Source organism: Oceanobacillus sp. FSL K6-2867 (genome assembly GCF_037963145.1).
In the GTDB taxonomy this organism is placed as follows: domain Bacteria; phylum Bacillota; class Bacilli; order Bacillales; family Amphibacillaceae; genus Oceanobacillus.
In genome coordinates, this window is the sequence record NZ_CP150144.1 from 2,549,045 (window position 1) to 2,566,429 (window position 17,385).

Here is a 17,385-nt window from a genome sequence, read left to right on the forward strand (position 1 = left end):
CAAATATGCTCAACATCATAATGGTAATGGGAACAATAAGGACCTGACCAAAAAACCATCCTGACTATCAGGATGGTTCTTCTTCTGCTTTCACTAATTGTATAAAGTGCGTGAGTATTCTTGCCGTAAGTCCCCAAATGGCTTTTCCGTTATATTCGTAGAAAAGCTCGTCAACTTGACGCATTCTCCAGTTATAATCTTCGCCCCCAACAATTAAATGATATGGGAAATCTGTCTCTGGTGAGACTTGCAGATTTACTTTATAGCGCTTAGGCTCTGTTTCCAAAAAGAAAGCGAGCGGAACCGTGAAAACCTCCCCAACCTCGGATGGGCTTGGGATAATCAGCTCTGGTTGCGCAATTCTCCCAACAAACGGATAAATAATTCTACTCATGTCATTCACAATATAATCAAGTGGAATAACGTCATCAATTAAAGCATCAGATATTCCGAGCTCCTCTGTCGTTTCTCGAATCGCACAATGTCTTGGATCTTTATCTGTTTTATCGATTCTTCCCCCTGGAAAGCAAATATCTCCAGGCTGGCTGCGCATATCCATGGATCGTACTTCAAATAAAATATGCGTTTCACCTTCTACCTCTACAAGAGGGAGTAAAACGGCAGATTTCCTGATCTGATGATGACCAAGAATGCTCGGCGTACGTCCTTTCAGCTTAGCAATGATAGTTGTTGAATCCAAAATATCACCCCCATAAAGGCAAATGCTCTATTATCTGAGTCTACTATAAACAATAAAAAATAACCACATTACTAGTATATGAAGAATCCTGAAAAAAAGTATAGTTATCTGCTATAGGATTCATAGGTTTCATTCGTAATTTTGTGATAAAATAACGAGTGGAAAGTCGATTTATAAGCAGGAAAGTATAAACCTTTGCGCTTGCATAAGTGCAACTAAGGAATTCGCCTAAAGACTTGGCGAATACCGCGTTTTCTAAAAAATACCAAGTGAGGTGCCCAGCAGTGAAACAGTTATACGCAGGAAAAACAAAGGATGTATTTGAGTTAGAGGATGGCAATTACTTACTAAAGTTTAAAGATGATGTAACAGGTGAAGATGGCGTTTTTGACCCTGGAGCAAATACAGTAGGACTCTCAATAGAAGGTGCTGGGAAGGCAGGACTTGCGCTGACGCAATTATTTTTTGAAAAGCTAAACGAAAAAGGCATTCCAACGCATTACATTTCCGCTGATATGGAAAACACAACCATGACTGTTGTGCCAGCAACGGTATTTGGTGAAGGGCTTGAAGTGATTTGCCGTTATCGTGCTGTGGGCAGCTTTTTACGCCGCTATGGAAAATACGCAGAAGAAGCCCAAGCTTTGGATGCTTTTGTAGAAGTGACATTAAAAGATGATGAGCGCCAAGACCCTCCAATTTCAAAAGACGGACTGGCAATGCTTGGAATCCTAACAAATGAAGAATATGAAATATTGAAAGAACTAACTCGGAAAATCTCTCAAGTAGTGAAAGATGAATTAGCGAAGAAGGATATTGAGTTATATGATATAAAACTGGAATTTGGAAGAGATGCCAATAATCAAATTTTGCTTATCGACGAAATATCCGGTGGAAACATGAGAGCCTATAAAAACGGAGAATACATTGAACCATTAGCATTAGAAAAAATGGTGCTAAACAACTAAAAGAACATCGCCTCTTTTCTTAATTGGAAAACGAGGCGTTTTTTTGTGCGCTCCGAACTTGTAAAACCTTTACATGACAAATGTCATACGAACCCATGACGTTTATGACTTATGAAAGATCCCGGTCCAATTTAAAATAAAGATAGATACATCCTTTTACTAAGGGGGAAAACCATGAGTAAACAAAAACAAGCACAATTACGAAAAAGCGTTGCCATCTTTGCTAAATCAGATACAAGAACGAGTATTATCCAACTATTGAATTCAATTTTTCCATTCTTCCTGTTATGGTTTCTGGCATACCAGAGCCTATCAATATCATTTTGGTTATCATTGCCAATCTCAATTATTGCAGCAGGATTTGTCGTTCGGATCTTTATCATTTTCCATGACTGTACACATATGTCCTTTTTCAAAAACGGAAAAGCGAATCGGGTTGTTGGTACAATAACAGGCATTATCACCCATTTTGCTTTTGAAAAATGGAAACGAGATCATTCCATTCACCATGCTACAAGTGGTAATTTAGATAAGCGCGGAACTGGTGATGTATGGGTAATGACAGTGGATGAGTATGCTGAAGCATCTTTTTGGGGGAAATTGGCATACAGGCTTTATCGTAATCCAATCATTATGTTTGGGCTGGGACCGATATATCTTTTCTTAGTTTCAAATCGCTTCAATCGAAAAGGTGCAAAGCGTAAAGAACGATGGAATACGTATTTGATCAACTTTTCCATTGCGGTTATTTACGCGTTATTGATTTTATTTATTGGCTGGCAGGCTTTCTTGCTTGTACAATTACCGATTTTATTTATTGCTGGAGCTGCAGGAATCTGGTTATTCTATGTACAGCACCAGTTTGAGGATTCCTATTTTGAAAATGAAGACGAATGGGACTATGTTAAAGCGGCTGTTGACGGTAGCTCTTATTACAAGTTACCAAAAGTAATCGAGTGGATGACAGGGAGTATTGGTTATCATCATGTGCATCATTTAAGCCCGAGAGTTCCTAACTACCATTTGGAAAAGGCGCATGAATCAACACCGCCATTGCACCAAGCAACTACCATTACGTTAGCTACAAGTTTGCAATCACTTCGTTTTCGTCTTTATGATCAGGAAAGCAGATCGTTTGTCAGTTTTAGGGAGTTTAAGAAACTTGAGCGCGCTGCGAAATTGTCTCATCGATTGGAATCGAGAAGAGCAAGTTTGCAAAAGTAATACGGAATAGTCTAAAACCCTTCATATCACTTGTGAAGGGTTTTTGTTATACTTATCAAAATAAGGAAAACAGACAGGAGAGATTGGATGCAGCATTGGTATCATATTTTCCCGAAAAATACTGGTCTTAGCCTTTTTGCATGGATTGCATTTTGCCTGCTTCCATTTTATTTTATCCTTCGCTCTTCTTCACCATCAGATATTGTGATTGGCGTTGTGATGATTGTTTTATTTTTTGTTGCTTATCGGCTGGCTTTTATTAAGCAGGGTTGGACTGTCTATGTATCTGTAAGTATTGAAATGCTAATCAGTGTTGGTGTCACGCTATACTTTGGGTATGTATATTTTTCATTATTTCTCGCCTTCTTTATCGGGAATATCCAGAATAAAGCTGGTTTTATATCGTTATACATTGTTCACCTTGTAACGACAATTATTGCTGTAAGTATTGGATTCTCTATACAGACTGAAATCTTTTTTACGCAGTTGCCCTTTATTATTATTTGTGTTATTGGTGTTATTTTACTGCCTTTTAATATGTATAATCGAAATAAGCGTGAAAAACTAGAAAACCAGTTAGAAGATGCGAATCAAAAAATTGCCCAATTAATTGTACTGGAAGAAAGAGAGCGCATTGCCCGAGACCTGCATGATACATTAGGACAGAAGCTCTCACTGATTGGCTTAAAAAGTGAACTCGCTGGAAAATTAATTGGGACAAGTTCAGAATCTGCAAAAAAGGAGCTTGCGGATATTCACCAAACGGCAAGGACAGCTTTGAAAGAAGTTCGAGAACTTGTGTCTGGAATGAAAGGAACTAAATTAAAAGATGAAATGCTCCGTGTTCGTCAGTTGCTTAAGGCTGGGCAAATTGGTTGTGACGTAATAGGAGATCCGGATTTAATCCAAGCACCAATACTCGTTGAAAATGTCTTAAGTATGTGTTTAAAAGAAGCTGTTACAAATGTGGTGAAACATAGTGAGGCAACGAAATGTAAAATAGTGCTGAAGCAAACTTCGGATAAGTGGTTCATCTGTATTGCGGATAATGGGATAGGTGTCCAGGAAAAGAGTCAATCGTTTAAAGGGAATGGAATTCTCGGAATGAAGGAGCGGCTGGAATTTGTTAATGGGAGCCTAACATTCGATTCAGAGGATGAAACAAAGCTTGTTATTCAGGTGCCGCGTGTAATTCAACAGACGGAACAGGGGGAGTCATCATGATTCGAATTGTAATTGCTGAAGATCAACAGTTGTTGCTGGGAGCATTGGGTGCTCTTCTTGATATGGAGGAAGATATGGAAGTCGTCGGGCAGGCGAAAAATGGAGAAGAGGTGCTGGGATTAGTAGAGAAACTAAACCCGGATGTGTGTATAATGGATATAGAGATGCCCGTAAAAACGGGCTTGGATGCAGCCGAAAAGTTGCGAGATGATAACTGCAAAGTAATTGTTCTGACTACCTTTGCTCGTTCAGGGTATTTTGCACGGGCACGCAAAGCAAATGTCAATGGCTATTTGCTAAAAGACAGTCCAAGCGAGGAATTAGCAAATTCTATTCGTGCCATTATGGCTGGACGCAAGGTCTATGCGCCTGAATTAATTGATATGGCCTATGAGGAAGGGAATCCACTGACAGAGCGTGAGGAGCAAGTAATTAAACTCATTGCAGATGGGAAGACAACAAAGGAAATTGCCAATCAGCTTTATTTGTCGAATGGCACAGTTCGTAATTATGTATCAAGCCTTATGGATAAATTGAATGTCAGCAATCGTATTGAAGCCATCGCTAGATTAAAGGAAAAAGGCTGGTTTAAATAAAAATCAGGGAGTGACGAACATATGAAACATGCAATCTATCAAATGGAGATTATTTCGGGGAATCCAGAGGGAAATCGCAGGAAAATTAAACAATGGATAGAAGAGACCGTGCGTACGGAGAAACCAGATATCATTGTACTGCCAGAAATGTGGACTACTTCTTATACATTAGATGAGCTGGAAAAACTAGCAGATCGTAATGGGGAGCCTAGCCTTTCTTTTCTGCAAGATGCGGCAAAAGCAAATGATGTACATATTATTGGCGGTTCGATTCCGAATATGAAAAACGGAAACATCTATAATACGAGCTTTGTTGTAAATAAAGCAGGGGAGCTTGTCTATCAATATGATAAAATTCATCTTGTGCCAATGCTGAATGAACCGGCATACTTAACTGGAGGAGCGGAAAAAGTTCAGTTATTTGAGCTTGATGGAGTAAAAATGGGACTGATTATTTGTTACGATCTCCGTTTTCCGGAATTAGCAAGAAGTCTTGCACTAAAAGGAGCAGAAGTGCTATACATTGTTGCTGAGTGGCCAAAAGCGAGAGCAGAGCACTGGAAGGCACTTCAGATTGCTCGTGCGATTGAAAATCAGTTTTATGTTATTTCGTGTAATTGCGCAGGGACACATGATGGGGTGGAATTCGCAGGAAACTCAATGGTGATTGACCCTTGGGGTACTACATTAAAGCTCGGGAGTGGGCAGAGGGAAGAGACGATTATAGAATCAATCGCTTTAGAAAAGGTAGAAACGTTTCGAAATGATGTTCCAATCTTTACGAGTAGAGTCCCAGAAATGTACGAGCTCTAGAAAAAAGCGCAAAAATCAATAAAAGCTACGCCGTTTTCAATAAAATGGCGTAGCTTTTTAATTATAGGAAACTATAAAATTTGAATGCTGTGGATAACTTAGATACCGTAGGAGCCACGTCCAGCACCAACGCCCAACGACTAGCGAGACTTCCCTCACCTCATGTCAATCTAAAGAAGACTTGCTGACTGGCTGTGCCAGAGAGACCTAGTCGCACTTATACCCTTGCGGTGAATCGGGCATCGACTATGGGGAAAGGATGGCCGATTAAAATCAGACTGCGCCTAATATCGGCATACCTCTAAAGGGACATGTTTCCTTTATCTCCTACGTTAGAATGTTCGGCAAGCCGATCCATGCCACAGTACGGGGCGCAGTCCGTACGTCGCTAACCGGGTGCTTGCGCTTTTGTTCTTATAGAAAGGAGCGAAGAAAACTATCCTCCATTAGTATAAATGCAGAGCTTAGCAAGTGCCGCATATTTCCTGCTCAGGCGCTGTCTATTGCTTCTTTACATTCGGCGGTTCCTTCATTGCTCCCGTAATGATATCCTCTGTCACGTGCACCTGACATGTTTTACCTTTGTTGTTCACAAACTTAAAAACACCATTATTAAAGTCTGTTCCAATTTCCTTGTAGAAAATACCTTCGTATAAATTATACTTAGACCTTGCAAAGCTCAATCTGTACGTTTCATTCTCATCCTTTTGCAAGAATGCGCGCACACCTTTTTCATAGGTAGTGTCTTCGATGCTTTTTAGCGTGCGATCAATGGAAACAATGTGAATATCAATAAAGGTCATTTCACGAAGCAATGCGTTAATGATAGACCCTTTTGTAATTTCTTCCCAGCGATTTTGCGGGCTTTGCCCAATGATAATTTGTGTAATATTTTTGTTGTGTGCGACATCTGCGACAACTTTAACGAATGGTCGTCTTTCATCATCGCGAATCATGAATTCTTCTACGTCTAATTCATCGCAGAGCTCCTCCCAGCGTTCTACGTAGCCTGATTTATCGGCATCAAATTCATCATATGGCAAGGGATCCACAGTCAAAACATACAATGGGCAATCCATAATTTGAGCCAGCTTGTGGCCGCGCTTGATTAACCTTTCTCCATTAGGACCATAATAAACGCAAACTAAAATGCTTTCGTCCATCCGACCTCTTATTTTTTTCATGACGGTACCTTTCACCTCTTGACCTATTCATTTAACGAATAATCCCGTTCTGACTATACCAAGATGAGTCCGGACAAATCCTGGATTTCTAAGAACTAGACCCGGGTTACCGTTGGAATTATTTTAAGTGGAAAAAAACCACTGATTTTCGTGTCTAGTTCGAGCACCCAAGGACTAGCGAGACTCCCCTCGCCTCATGGCAAATTTAAAGAAAACTTGCTGATTCTGAGACATGAGGCCTCATTACTTGCAGGGAAATGTTTCCTTATATAAGAACTTGATTTTTCGCCTATAACGCGAAAGTTATCGTTCATCTTATACTCTTGTGCAGATCCCCTCCTAGGAATGTTCGGCAAGTCGCCCCACCGAAATTATGGGGGACAGTCCGTACGTCGCTGTCCGGGTGCTTTCGATTTTTCGTGTATTTATTTTTGAAACTGTATCATTCTAACATGGAATAATCAATTCGTGAAGCCCTAAATATATAAAATTGTATGAATCACCTATAGCATACGTGATTTGGATTATTAATTCCAGAGTTAACTGGAAAATTGTTCATACTATAAAGTTTTAAAAGTGCGCAGTGTATTATTTTCCTGTATAATAAACAGAGGAAATCGCAGTTTTCTTTTAAATTCCCGTTTATATTATTGCTACAATTATCTGTAGTATTCTACGAACTTATATAATTTTTAGATATATACACTCTTTCCATTCCACTGAAATTTAAGCGAGTTTGCGAAAACATTCAATTCACAACTGCTTTCATCCGCATAAGGATAAGAGCTCTTATCACTGTATTTACATATTCTGTATGAATTAAATTAAAAATGTAGAATATAACGTATGTTATTTGTAAAACTCCAGTTCACTATGCCCAAAATCTTTGACGCATTAGCGGGTTGCAGTCCCGTTTCTAAAGATAGATGCAAAAAAGCAAATAGTGGAGGCGGGGACCCCTCTGGAAATTTGATTCTGTCCAATGGCATGCGGTTTTCCTTTGCAGTGCCAGCAATCAGTTGAAGAAGGGGGATCCCCTATATGAAGTTTCGTTTTTATCAAGGAGTGGGGACCGGAACAATTTTGAATGGAGGTTATCATTTGTTGACGTTGAACATCGCAATAATTATTCCTTTTATTGCAGCTGCACTTATTCCGTTAGTCTATAAAAAAATCCCCAAAATCCATATTGGTTGGTTTGCTATTATCGTACCATTGGTTTTATTCGTTTATCTTGCTCAATACATTCCTTCGATTGCCAACGGACAAGTAATTGAGAATACTGTCCATTGGATTCCTGCATATGGCATTAATTTTACTGCATATTTAGATGGGCTTAGTTTGATTTTAGCACTTTTAATTACAGGGGTAGGGTCACTCGTAATATTGTATTCCATCTTCTATTTATCGTCCAAAGAGTCTCTCGGACATTTCTATATGTATCTTACGTTATTTATGGGAGCGATGCTTGGGGTTGTACTTTCCGATAATATGATGGTTCTATATGTTTTTTGGGAACTGACTAGTATTTCCTCTTTCTTGCTTATTGCATTTTGGTATCAGCGTAAGCGGTCGAGAGATGGTGCTAGAAAATCCTTGCTTATCACCATTTTCGGTGGTTTTGCAATGCTTGTAGGGTTTATTATGATTTATGCAATGACCGGTACGTGGAGTGTTCGGGAGGTGGTTGCACTTGCAGGAGGCTTTACTGATCATGAATTGTTTATTCCTGCGATGATTTTAACATTACTCGGGGCATTTACTAAATCGGCGCAATTTCCGTTCCATATTTGGCTCCCGGATGCGATGGAGGCTCCAACTCCTGTCAGTGCTTACTTGCACTCAGCTACAATGGTTAAGGCGGGAATTTATTTAGTTGCACGTTTTACGCCAATATTTGGCGGGGAGATGAGCTGGTTCTGGCTTGTGACAGGTGTCGGTGTCTTTACACTATTTTGGGGTTCCTTTAATGCGGTTCGCCAAACAGATCTTAAGGCATTGCTTGCATATTCGACGATTAGTCAGCTTGGAATGATTATGAGTATGTTTGGAATGGGATCTGCAGCACTGCATTTTGGTTATTCTGCAGAATCGTCCTTCTATGCACAAGCAACATTTGCGGCATTATTTCACTTAGTGAATCACTCCACATTTAAAGGAGCATTATTTATGGTCGTGGGAATTGTCGACCATGAAGTCGGAACCCGTGATATCAGGAGACTTGGTGGGTTAATTACCTTAATGCCAATTACATTTACGTTTGCTGCTATCGGCAGCTTTTCGATGGCGGGGTTACCACCTTTTAATGGTTTTTTAAGTAAGGAAATGTTTTTTACTGCGATTTTAAGAATCAGCGAGGCTGGCTTTTTCTCTTTGGAAACATGGGGCGTGTTAATCCCAATTATTGCTTGGAGTGCGAATGTTTTTACATTCATTTATTGCATGATTATCGTTTTTCAGACATTTCTTGGTCCATATCAGGAAGAAAAGCTTGAGCATCCTGCGAATGAGCCGCCAATTGGAATGTTAGTCGCGCCTGGCATCCTATCATTGCTTGTTGTTGGTATATTTTTCTTTCCAAATGTGCTTGGTGATTATATACTGCGTCCGGCAATGGCAAGTATTTTTCCAACGCTTGCTGGTGAAGATTTAGGTGTATCCATATCCGCATGGCACGGCTGGGATAGTCCAGAGCTATGGATGACAGTTGGTGTAGTGGTCATTGGAGCTTTGCTCTATATTTATCGAAAATACTGGACTGTTGTTTATCGTCTGTTTCCAGAAAAATGGTCGTTTAATGAGCTCTATAGCTTTATTCTTGACTGGATGGAGGAACGTTCAACAGCAATTACAAACAATTATATGACTGGATATCTTCGTGATTATTTAGTATATATTTACCTTTTCTTTATTGTCGCAATTGGGGGAACAATCCTCTATACAGGTGCGTACAGCTTTGATATTTCCGGTAATGCGCCTATAACAGTGTTCGAAGCAACTATTGCGATTGTCATGATGATTGCAGCTATTTCAATATTATTTGCGAAATCAAGGCTGACTGCGATTTTAATCAATAGCATTCTTGGCTTTGGGGTCGCTGCTTTCTTCGTTCTTTTCCGCGCGCCGGATTTGGCATTGACTCAGCTTATCGTAGAGACTGTTACAACAGTGCTTTTCCTTGTTGCCTACTATTTCTTGCCGGAATGGCAGAAAGAGGATGTGCCGCGTAAATCTAGAAATGTGAATCTCCTGATTGCAGTTTTAGTTGGTGTAGTATTTACGGTTGTTGCACTCGCTGTGCAAAATGGGAAGTTATTTGCGACAATCTCCAGCTATTTTGAAAATTCGTATGAGCTTGCTGGCGGGAAAAATATTGTAAATGCGATTCTTGGAGATTTCCGTGCATTTGATACAATGCTTGAAGTTGTTGTACTCCTCATAGCTGGAATTGGTGTATATACATTCATCAAATTAAAAGCCAAAAAGGAGGATGAAAACTATGAAGATCAATAATGTCATTTTACGAACAGTGGCTAAAATTGTTGTTTTCATTATCCTTACTTTGGCCACGTACCTGTTTTTAGCAGGTCATAATAGTCCGGGCGGGGGATTTATAGGCGGACTTGTCCTTGCATCAGCGTTAGTATTGCTTTTTATTGTGTACGATATCGAAACGGTTCAGAAGGCAATTCCTGTTGACTTTAAGAAGGTTGCAGCTTTTGGTGCTTTTCTTTCTGTAGGAACTGGGTTTGGTGCTTTAATTTTTGATGTTCCGTTCTTATCACAGTCTTTTGCCTATTTTAACCTCCCTTTCTTTGGGGAAACTGAACTTACAACTGTAACTATTTTTGAGGCTGGGGTAGCACTTGTCGTAGTAGGGATAGTTGTAACGATTATTCTAAGTATTAGTGAGGATGTGTAATCTATGGAGACATTAATAACCATCCTAACAGGTGTGTTAGTATCAGTTGCTACCTATTTGATTTTGTCTAGAAGCTTAATACGGGTTGTTTTGGGTACTGCTATACTTTCCCATGCAGCTCATTTATTGATTATGACAATGGGTGGTTTGAAAACCGGAGGGGTGCCGATTCAAGGGGAAGAAATTGATGGTTCATTTGTTGACGCACTGCCGCAGGCCCTTATTTTAACGTCTATTGTTATTAGTTTTGCAGTAACTGCAATGTCACTTGTTTTAGCTTATCGAACTTACCAGGCGACAGGGACGGATAAATTGAATGAAATGCGAGGGATTAAACATGAATAATCTGATTGTCATGCCAATGGCTATCCCTGTCCTGGCGGGTATTCTTTTAATCTTCCTAAGACCTTATGTAAAGGCACAACGATGGATTAGTTTTTTGGTCATGATTGCAAATATCGGGATATCTGTTTATTTATTAAGCTGGATTCAAGCAGATGGCATACAGCGTCTCGACTTCGGAGACTGGCAGCCGCCATTTGGAATCCTGTTCGTTGCAGACTCCTTTTCGGTGATCTTAGTTCTAACTACTAGCATCGTCACGGCTATCTGCTTATTATATGCTTTTTCTTCGGTGGGAAAGTCTTATGAAAATATGTTTTTCTATTCGTTTGTAAACTTTTTAGTGGCCGGTGTTAACGGTTCTTTCCTAACGGGTGATTTGTTTAACCTCTACGTTTGTTTTGAGGTGATGCTTTTAGCTTCCTATGTGTTGATTGCTCTTGGGGGGAGGAAGGTACAATTAAGAGAATCAATGAAATACCTTGTGATTAATATTCTATCTTCCTGGTTCTTCTTAGTAGCAATTGCTTATTTATACGGTACGGTTGGAACCCTTAATATGGCACATCTATCCGAAAGGATCGCTGAGAGTGGGCAAACACCCCTTTTAACGGTCATTAGTATTGTTTTTCTAACTGTATTTGCTTTGAAGTCTGGCCTATTGCTCTACTTTTGGCTGCCTGGGTCATATAGTGTACCAGCTACTGCTGTGTCTGCATTGTTCGGGGCGTTGCTTACGAAGGTCGGTATTTATGTTATGATCCGTACATTTACGCTGCTGTTTTACCATGAACAGCAAATAACCCATCTGCTGATTGGTATTTTAGCGGGTTTAACCTTAATTGGCGGGAGTATCGGCGCAATTGCATATAAGGATATTCGAAAAATTGTTGCCTATAATGTGATCATTGCTGTCGGGTTTATTTTAGTCGGGCTTGCTGTGGCAACTCCCGAGGCGCTGGAGGGTTCAATTTATTATTTAATGCATGACATGATTGTTAAAGCATTATTATTCTTGCTTGCCGGAACGATGATTGTTGTAACTGGTGAAACACGAATTGATAATATGAGTGGTCTTATTCGGAATTATCCATTATTCGGCTGGATTTTCTTTATTGTAATGCTTTCTCTCGCCGGGGTTCCTCCGTTGAGTGGATTTATCGGTAAAGTACTGGTAGGACAAGGTGCGGTGAATAGCGGCTCCTATATCTTACTTGCTTTAGCGTTTATATCCAGTATTTTTGTTCTCTATTCTTTGCTTCGCGTCTTCCTAAACTGTTTTTGGGGAGAGACGATTATTAGTGAGGAAGATGAAACCCCAATGAAAAGGGGCTGGATTATCCCATGTGTTCTGCTGGCTGCTGGAACTGTTCTTTTAGGGTTAGCCGCAGAGCCATTAGCGATTTATGTACAAGATGCAGCAAATACATTAATGAACCCGCAAATTTATATTGATGCGGTTTTAAATGATTAACCAAATTTATTGCGCGTCGCCGGGCTGTAAACTTCTTCTAAAATGAAGAGGGTCAAAACCAGAAAGAGCGTGATGACAAGTGGTAAAAAGCCCGTAAATTCTTAAATCTGTTCAAGGGCCTGCGGGTCTCCCTTGCAGTGCTAACATTCAGCTGGGAGGAAGTTTAACTACTGCTGAATGAAGTTTCACTTTATAAAAAGTTGTTCATACTACAAGAGGAGGTGGATTTAGAGTGCCAGCCCAGTTTTTATTAAACGTGTTTATTGCAGTGCTTTGGACGTTAATTAGTGATGAAACGGAATTGAAATTTACAACGTTAGTAACAGGGTACTTAGTTGGGATTGTCATCGTTTTTCTGATGCATCGTTTCTTTGGTCAACGATTCTACCTCACTCGTTTTTTTGCATTAGTTAAACTGATTCTGATTTTTAACCGTGAATTATTCCATTCAACTGTACTTGTTATTAAACATATTCTAAGTCCTAAGATTAAAATCAAGCCCGGTATTTTTAAATATGAAACAGTGTTAAAGGGAGAATGGGAAGTAACAGCACTTGCCCTGCTGTTGACATTAACACCAGGCTCCGTGGTGATGGAAGTGACCCCGGAGGGAGATACATTCTATATTCATGGAATGGATGTAGAAGAATCAAAGGATATGCTGCTTACATCCTTAGATAAGTTTGAGAAAGCAATTATGGAGGTGTCGAGGTAATGGTTAAAACGATACTTATTATAGCTCTATCGTTTTATGGGATTGCAATTGCCATAAGTGCCTATCGTATTGTCATCGGTCCAAGCTTGCCAGATCGTGTCATTGCCTTGGATATGATAGGAGTAATGCTCGTATCCAGTATCGCGGTTGTATCCGTCTTGCTTGGAACAACTGCCTTTTTAGAGGTAATTCTTATTTTAGCAATTTTAGCGTTTATTAGTACGATTGCCTTCTCTAAGTATATTGAGAGGGGTGTTATCATTGAACGTAAGCGAGATAATTGAGTTTATTGCGGCCGTTTTAATGTTAGCAGGGTCGATAATGGCTGTTATTAGTGCAATCGGGATAATCCGTTTTCCTGATGTTTATACACGTTCACATGCTGGAACAAAAAGCTCAACGTTAGCGGTTCTGTTAACCTTGCTTGGAGCATTCTTATATTTTGCAGTAGCCGAAGCATTTGTTAGTGTCAGACTCTTGCTCGGGATTCTTTTCGTGTTCCTGACTGCTCCGGTAGCTGGACACTTAATTATCAGGGCTGCATACCGGGCGCACGTTGAAATGGCAGATATTACAATAGAAGATGAGCTGAAAGATGTAATCCCGAAAAAAGAGGAAGAAAAGGAACAGTCTCATTTACGTTAATATATCCTATGTTTTAAATAAAGGCATCTGAGACACTTTTATTGTGTTATGGATGTCTTTTCTTTATTGAGTGGATATTTAAGCTGTAAAACAGCTTAAAAGCCGTTTTAGGATATTCATAACGTTGCTTAACCTGTTTAAAAAACATTTAGTGAAAAAGAAAGCGATTATAGTATACTAGTCCGTAAGAGAAATTGATTGGAGAATGATTTATATGGGTGAACGTTTAAAAATTCAGCGTCCAAAGCTATCAAGAGCATTGCAGGAACAAGTATTTCAACATGATGAAGAATTATATTACAATCGCTGCATCATTAAAGATTGCTATATTGATGGGGAAGGTATTGAAAGCATTCGATGCGATGAAGTAGTTTTTAAAAATGTTACGTTTGATGCACTGTCTTTTCATAAAGCGGATTTGCTTGATTGTGTTTTCGATCATTGTGATTTATCGAATGCTGATTTCAGTGAGGGAAGTATACATCGTGTGGAATTTCGGGATTCCAAGCTAATCGGGAGCAACTTTTCCGATGCTTCATTAGAAAATGTTTTGTTTACCTCTTGTCTTGCAAAACTAAGCACATTTGGTTTTTCAAAATTAAAACAGGCAGCCTTTCATAGTTGCTCACTAAATAGTGCTGACTTTTATGAATGCAAGTTTCAGCGTGTCGCATTTACAGCGTGCGATTTGAACGAGGTAAATTTCGCCAACACTCCATTAAAGGGAGTGGATTTGAGTACATGCAACTTTGAAGGACTGCAGGTTACATGGGATAGCTTGCCCGGCTGTATTGTTACGGAAGAACAGGCATTAGGCTTTGCGCGTGTGATTGGTCTGGAAATAAAAGAATAGCGATTAAGTGAAAGGTGGTGGTGATTTTACCATCATGACTGGGATGCAAAAAGAAGCTGAGTACATAAGAAACGAAAAGGAAATTTGGAAAAGACTATAGTGTTGTATGCAAAATAAGCCTGCCCCTGAAAAAGAGGCAGGCTTATTGTTTTGGCTATTTATCCATTAGCTCAGCGACAATCTCATAAGACCGAAGTCGATCTTCTAAATGGTAAATTTGTGAGCTGATAATCATTTCATCAGCGCCGGTTGCCTCCTGGAAGGATATTAGCCCTTTCTTCACTGTTTCTGGACTGCCGACAATGGTTGTGCGTGAATCTAAGGATTCTTCCACTGCAGCTTTTTCCATCGGAGACCAAATTTCATCGATATTATTGATTGGTGGCTGCAGTTTCTTTTGCTCACCACGTCTAAGGTTAAGAAATTGCATGCGATGGGAGCTGGCTAAATATTGTGCTTTTTCATCGGTTTCAGCTGCGATGACATTGACACCAACCATTGCATATGGCTTTTCCAGTACGTCAGAAGGCTGGAAATTAGCCCGGTATAGCTGTAATGCTGGAATGGTGTATGCTGGTGCAAAATGACTGGCGAAAGAGAAAGGCAATCCCTTTTGGGCGGCAAGCCGAGCACTGAAATCACTTGAACCTAGTAACCAAAGTGGAATCGAAAGTCCTTGTCCAGGAACTGCTCGAACACGTGATACAGGGTCTTCTGAAAAATAATCCTGAAGCTCGTTCACTTGCATTGGAAAGTCCTCTGGTCCCATATTTAGCGTGCGGCGTAATGCGTAGGCGGTTGCCTGATCACTTCCAGGCGCACGGCCAAGTCCAAGATCGATACGACCTGGGAAGAGAGATTCAAGTGTGCCAAATTGCTCTGCGATAACGAGTGTTGCATGGTTTGGCAGCATAACACCGCCAGCTCCAACACGAATATGCTCCGTATTTCCGGCAATATGGGCAATAAGTATAGATGTTGCTGAGCTTGCAATGCCTGGCATGTTATGGTGTTCAGCTAACCAGAAGCGGTTAAAGCCCCAATTTTCTACATGCTGAGCAAGCTCGACACTCTCCTTAAAGGAGGCAGCAGCATCACTTCCTTCTGTTATTGGTGCTAGGTCAAGAACGGACAAAGGTATATTATTAAATTTTCTTATTGAATGTACGGTCAAAATTTTCCCTCCTACCTCTATTAGTAAGAAATGATAAGGGTTCTCTGCAGGATAGTCCAATGATTAGCTTGCTGCGAAAGGTTATTACGAGGTGGAGGAGTGTTTAAAAAAGAGCAGAACAGATGGCGGAAATCTTAACCCATCTGTTCTGCTCTAACGAATGCTTGCTGACAATCAAATTATGTAGAATCCTATGCGGATGAATGCTATGTACACCGAGGTTACCTCATCATTTACTATCAATCATTAATTGCTTCAACTCTTCATCCAAGCACTTTACAAGTTTTCGATAATTGGAAGAAACAGTTGCAGCTGTTGTTTCATATTCCTTTGCAAGCTGACTCTGGGTAGCAGGAGTTTCCAGGAACCTATCCTGTACTAAGTAATCGAGAGCTGCGGCACAGGAACCAGCCTTTTTAAATGCTGGGTTCTCTTTTAAGCAGTATACGTTCCAAAGTTTAACACCGGTAGAGATAAGCTGCTCATCCATTTCCTTATCCTGCATCTGTTTCGTGAAAAGCTGTGCAACCATTTCCTGCGCTGGATTTGGCCAATCAAACTTCGAGTCTTCGAGTACGAGAATGTCTGCTAATAGTGCTGGGAAGTTTTCCGCTAGACCGCCTACCATACCCGCGTATGATTTTGTCATTGCTATAACCTTTTCCCTGTCCTTATCAAACAATTCAACCATTGTAAACAGGAAGTTGTGGTAACCGATATATGGAACCGTTACCCCGATAGCTAGATTACCAGCTTTAAAGTCATCCTCTTCGGTAAAAGGAATCGTATAGCTTTCATTTGTTAAGACATCACGTAAATAAGCCTGCTGTGCTTCCTGATTAATGGAAAGAATGTCGAAAATACTTGGAACCGTGTTTGCCCATGATGCGAATGTATTTTTAGTGTTTGTATATCTCATTTTAGGTTCTTGTTTTTGATAAAATGTATCAAAAATCGTTTGCTCATTTTTCGCAAGTGCAAGGTTCGGGATTGCCCAAAACGTTAGTCCAGCCATATAGATTTTAGATAGTTCCTCATTCTCTCCAATAAAAGGCTGAGGATATCTTAACGTTAATTCTTCCAGCTCTGGCTCATACTGTTGCATGGCGAATGAAATTAACTTTATATGAAAATTTTCTATTTCCGAATTATAAACTTCAGGACTTATTGTCATAACACTTGAAGACCCACAGCATTTTTTATACTTTTTACCACTGCCGCATGGACAGGGATCATTTCTTTTTGGCTTGCTCAAAGTAACAGCCCCTTCTATTTTAGTAATCTCAATTTTGAGTTATAAATAAAACCCGCTTAAGGGTTCGTCAATCGGATTTGATAGAAAGCGAAAGCAGATAGAAAAGGCTAAAGCTTTACTATCTGCAAGAATGACGAATAACCTATTGTTCATCTTGATACAAATTATATATTATTTGTGCTTTGACTTCGGTGTATAACTGCTTTATAAAATAATGTAAATGCAGCAACGGCAATACATTCTGGAACGCCAACAAGGCTATTATACCATCAATTGCTTGTGATGACGTTAACATA

Annotated in this window: 17 protein-coding genes; 13 read left to right on the forward strand and 4 right to left on the reverse strand. The window is 39.9% G+C overall.

Annotated elements, in window-relative coordinates; genetic code table 11:
• Nucleotides 1–67: 67 nt before the first annotated feature.
• On the reverse strand, nt 68–700 hold the full coding sequence (locus NSQ77_RS12530; RefSeq protein WP_339226342.1) for a CoA pyrophosphatase: 633 nt from the start codon (nt 698–700) through the stop codon (nt 68–70).
• Nucleotides 701–984: 284 nt separating this feature from the next.
• Here NSQ77_RS12530 and NSQ77_RS12535 point away from each other — a divergent pair, with 284 nt between their 5' ends.
• The 5 genes from NSQ77_RS12535 (at nt 985) to NSQ77_RS12555 (ending at nt 5,525) form a co-directional block, all read left to right on the forward strand.
• The gene (locus NSQ77_RS12535) at nt 985–1,668 is read left to right on the forward strand and encodes a phosphoribosylaminoimidazolesuccinocarboxamide synthase (protein ID WP_339226343.1); all 684 of its coding nucleotides are present in this window, start codon (nt 985–987) and stop codon (nt 1,666–1,668) included.
• A gap of 174 nt (nt 1,669–1,842) precedes the next feature.
• Entirely contained in the window at nt 1,843–2,892 is a 1,050-nt protein-coding gene (locus tag NSQ77_RS12540; RefSeq protein ID WP_339226344.1) for a fatty acid desaturase, read from the forward strand.
• An 87-nt stretch (nt 2,893–2,979) separates the two neighbouring features.
• Entirely contained in the window at nt 2,980–4,116 is a 1,137-nt protein-coding gene (locus NSQ77_RS12545; protein ID WP_339226345.1) for a sensor histidine kinase, read from the forward strand.
• Nucleotides 4,113–4,712 (forward strand): response regulator transcription factor, encoded by a 600-nt coding sequence (locus NSQ77_RS12550; RefSeq protein WP_339226346.1) that lies wholly within the window; start codon nt 4,113–4,115, stop codon nt 4,710–4,712. The genes NSQ77_RS12545 and NSQ77_RS12550 overlap by 4 nt, the downstream gene beginning before the upstream one ends.
• Nucleotides 4,713–4,733: 21 nt before the next feature.
• Nucleotides 4,734–5,525, forward strand: a complete 792-nt coding sequence (locus tag NSQ77_RS12555; RefSeq protein ID WP_339226348.1) for a carbon-nitrogen family hydrolase — start codon at nt 4,734–4,736, stop codon at nt 5,523–5,525.
• A gap of 500 nt (nt 5,526–6,025) precedes the next feature.
• On the opposite strand, the gene NSQ77_RS12560 is transcribed toward NSQ77_RS12555, so the two are convergent.
• Nucleotides 6,026–6,709, reverse strand: a complete 684-nt coding sequence (locus NSQ77_RS12560) for a histidine kinase (RefSeq protein ID WP_339226349.1) — start codon at nt 6,707–6,709, stop codon at nt 6,026–6,028.
• A 1,101-nt stretch (nt 6,710–7,810) separates the two neighbouring features.
• Between NSQ77_RS12560 and NSQ77_RS12565 the strand changes: the two genes are divergently transcribed.
• The 8 genes from NSQ77_RS12565 to NSQ77_RS12600 all read left to right on the forward strand — a co-directional run bounded on the left by NSQ77_RS12565 (nt 7,811) and on the right by NSQ77_RS12600 (nt 14,660).
• On the forward strand, nt 7,811–10,222 hold the full coding sequence (locus tag NSQ77_RS12565) for a Na+/H+ antiporter subunit A (protein WP_339231004.1): 2,412 nt from the start codon (nt 7,811–7,813) through the stop codon (nt 10,220–10,222).
• Nucleotides 10,209–10,631 (forward strand): Na(+)/H(+) antiporter subunit B, encoded by a 423-nt coding sequence (locus NSQ77_RS12570; RefSeq protein WP_339226350.1) that lies wholly within the window; start codon nt 10,209–10,211, stop codon nt 10,629–10,631. Before NSQ77_RS12565 ends, NSQ77_RS12570 begins: the two co-directional genes overlap by 14 nt.
• A gap of 3 nt (nt 10,632–10,634) precedes the next feature.
• Complete coding sequence (locus tag NSQ77_RS12575; RefSeq protein WP_339226352.1) at nt 10,635–10,976, forward strand: Na(+)/H(+) antiporter subunit C; 342 nt, start codon at nt 10,635–10,637, stop codon at nt 10,974–10,976.
• Complete coding sequence (locus NSQ77_RS12580) at nt 10,969–12,447, forward strand: Na+/H+ antiporter subunit D (RefSeq protein WP_339226354.1); 1,479 nt, start codon at nt 10,969–10,971, stop codon at nt 12,445–12,447. Before NSQ77_RS12575 ends, NSQ77_RS12580 begins: the two co-directional genes overlap by 8 nt.
• A 232-nt stretch (nt 12,448–12,679) precedes the next feature.
• A complete protein-coding gene (locus NSQ77_RS12585) occupies nt 12,680–13,162 on the forward strand; it encodes a Na+/H+ antiporter subunit E (RefSeq protein ID WP_339226356.1) in 483 nt (160 codons plus the stop codon).
• The gene (locus tag NSQ77_RS12590) at nt 13,162–13,446 is read left to right on the forward strand and encodes a Na(+)/H(+) antiporter subunit F1 (RefSeq protein WP_339226358.1); all 285 of its coding nucleotides are present in this window, start codon (nt 13,162–13,164) and stop codon (nt 13,444–13,446) included. Before NSQ77_RS12585 ends, NSQ77_RS12590 begins: the two co-directional genes overlap by 1 nt.
• Complete coding sequence (locus tag NSQ77_RS12595) at nt 13,424–13,807, forward strand: Na+/H+ antiporter subunit G (RefSeq protein ID WP_339226360.1); 384 nt, start codon at nt 13,424–13,426, stop codon at nt 13,805–13,807. Before NSQ77_RS12590 ends, NSQ77_RS12595 begins: the two co-directional genes overlap by 23 nt.
• A 214-nt stretch (nt 13,808–14,021) precedes the next feature.
• Nucleotides 14,022–14,660, forward strand: coding sequence for a pentapeptide repeat-containing protein (locus NSQ77_RS12600; RefSeq protein WP_339226362.1), 639 nt, complete (start codon nt 14,022–14,024; stop codon nt 14,658–14,660).
• Between the two features lie 154 nt (nt 14,661–14,814).
• Here the strand turns inward: NSQ77_RS12600 and NSQ77_RS12605 are convergent, their stop codons facing one another.
• A complete protein-coding gene (locus NSQ77_RS12605; RefSeq protein WP_339231006.1) occupies nt 14,815–15,837 on the reverse strand; it encodes an LLM class flavin-dependent oxidoreductase in 1,023 nt (340 codons plus the stop codon).
• Between the two features lie 226 nt (nt 15,838–16,063).
• Nucleotides 16,064–17,089 (reverse strand): SEC-C metal-binding domain-containing protein, encoded by a 1,026-nt coding sequence (locus tag NSQ77_RS12610; protein ID WP_339226364.1) that lies wholly within the window; start codon nt 17,087–17,089, stop codon nt 16,064–16,066.
• Between the last annotated feature and the right edge of the window lie 296 nt (nt 17,090–17,385).

Excerpts from the sequence above, each read along its gene's own strand:
- NSQ77_RS12550 (WP_339226346.1), top strand. The coding sequence starts at position 4,113 with ATGATTCGAATTGTAATTGCTGAAGATCAACAGTTGTTGCTGGGAGCA.
- NSQ77_RS12580 (WP_339226354.1), top strand. The coding sequence starts at position 10,969 with ATGAATAATCTGATTGTCATGCCAATGGCTATCCCTGTCCTGGCGGGT.
- NSQ77_RS12560 (WP_339226349.1), bottom strand. The coding sequence starts at position 6,709 with ATGAAAAAAATAAGAGGTCGGATGGACGAAAGCATTTTAGTTTGCGTT.
- NSQ77_RS12570 (WP_339226350.1), top strand. The coding sequence starts at position 10,209 with ATGAAGATCAATAATGTCATTTTACGAACAGTGGCTAAAATTGTTGTT.
- NSQ77_RS12590 (WP_339226358.1), top strand. The coding sequence starts at position 13,162 with ATGGTTAAAACGATACTTATTATAGCTCTATCGTTTTATGGGATTGCA.
- NSQ77_RS12555 (WP_339226348.1), top strand. The coding sequence starts at position 4,734 with ATGAAACATGCAATCTATCAAATGGAGATTATTTCGGGGAATCCAGAG.
- NSQ77_RS12600 (WP_339226362.1), top strand. The coding sequence starts at position 14,022 with ATGGGTGAACGTTTAAAAATTCAGCGTCCAAAGCTATCAAGAGCATTG.
- NSQ77_RS12575 (WP_339226352.1), top strand. The coding sequence starts at position 10,635 with ATGGAGACATTAATAACCATCCTAACAGGTGTGTTAGTATCAGTTGCT.
- NSQ77_RS12545 (WP_339226345.1), top strand. The coding sequence starts at position 2,980 with ATGCAGCATTGGTATCATATTTTCCCGAAAAATACTGGTCTTAGCCTT.
- NSQ77_RS12540 (WP_339226344.1), top strand. The coding sequence starts at position 1,843 with ATGAGTAAACAAAAACAAGCACAATTACGAAAAAGCGTTGCCATCTTT.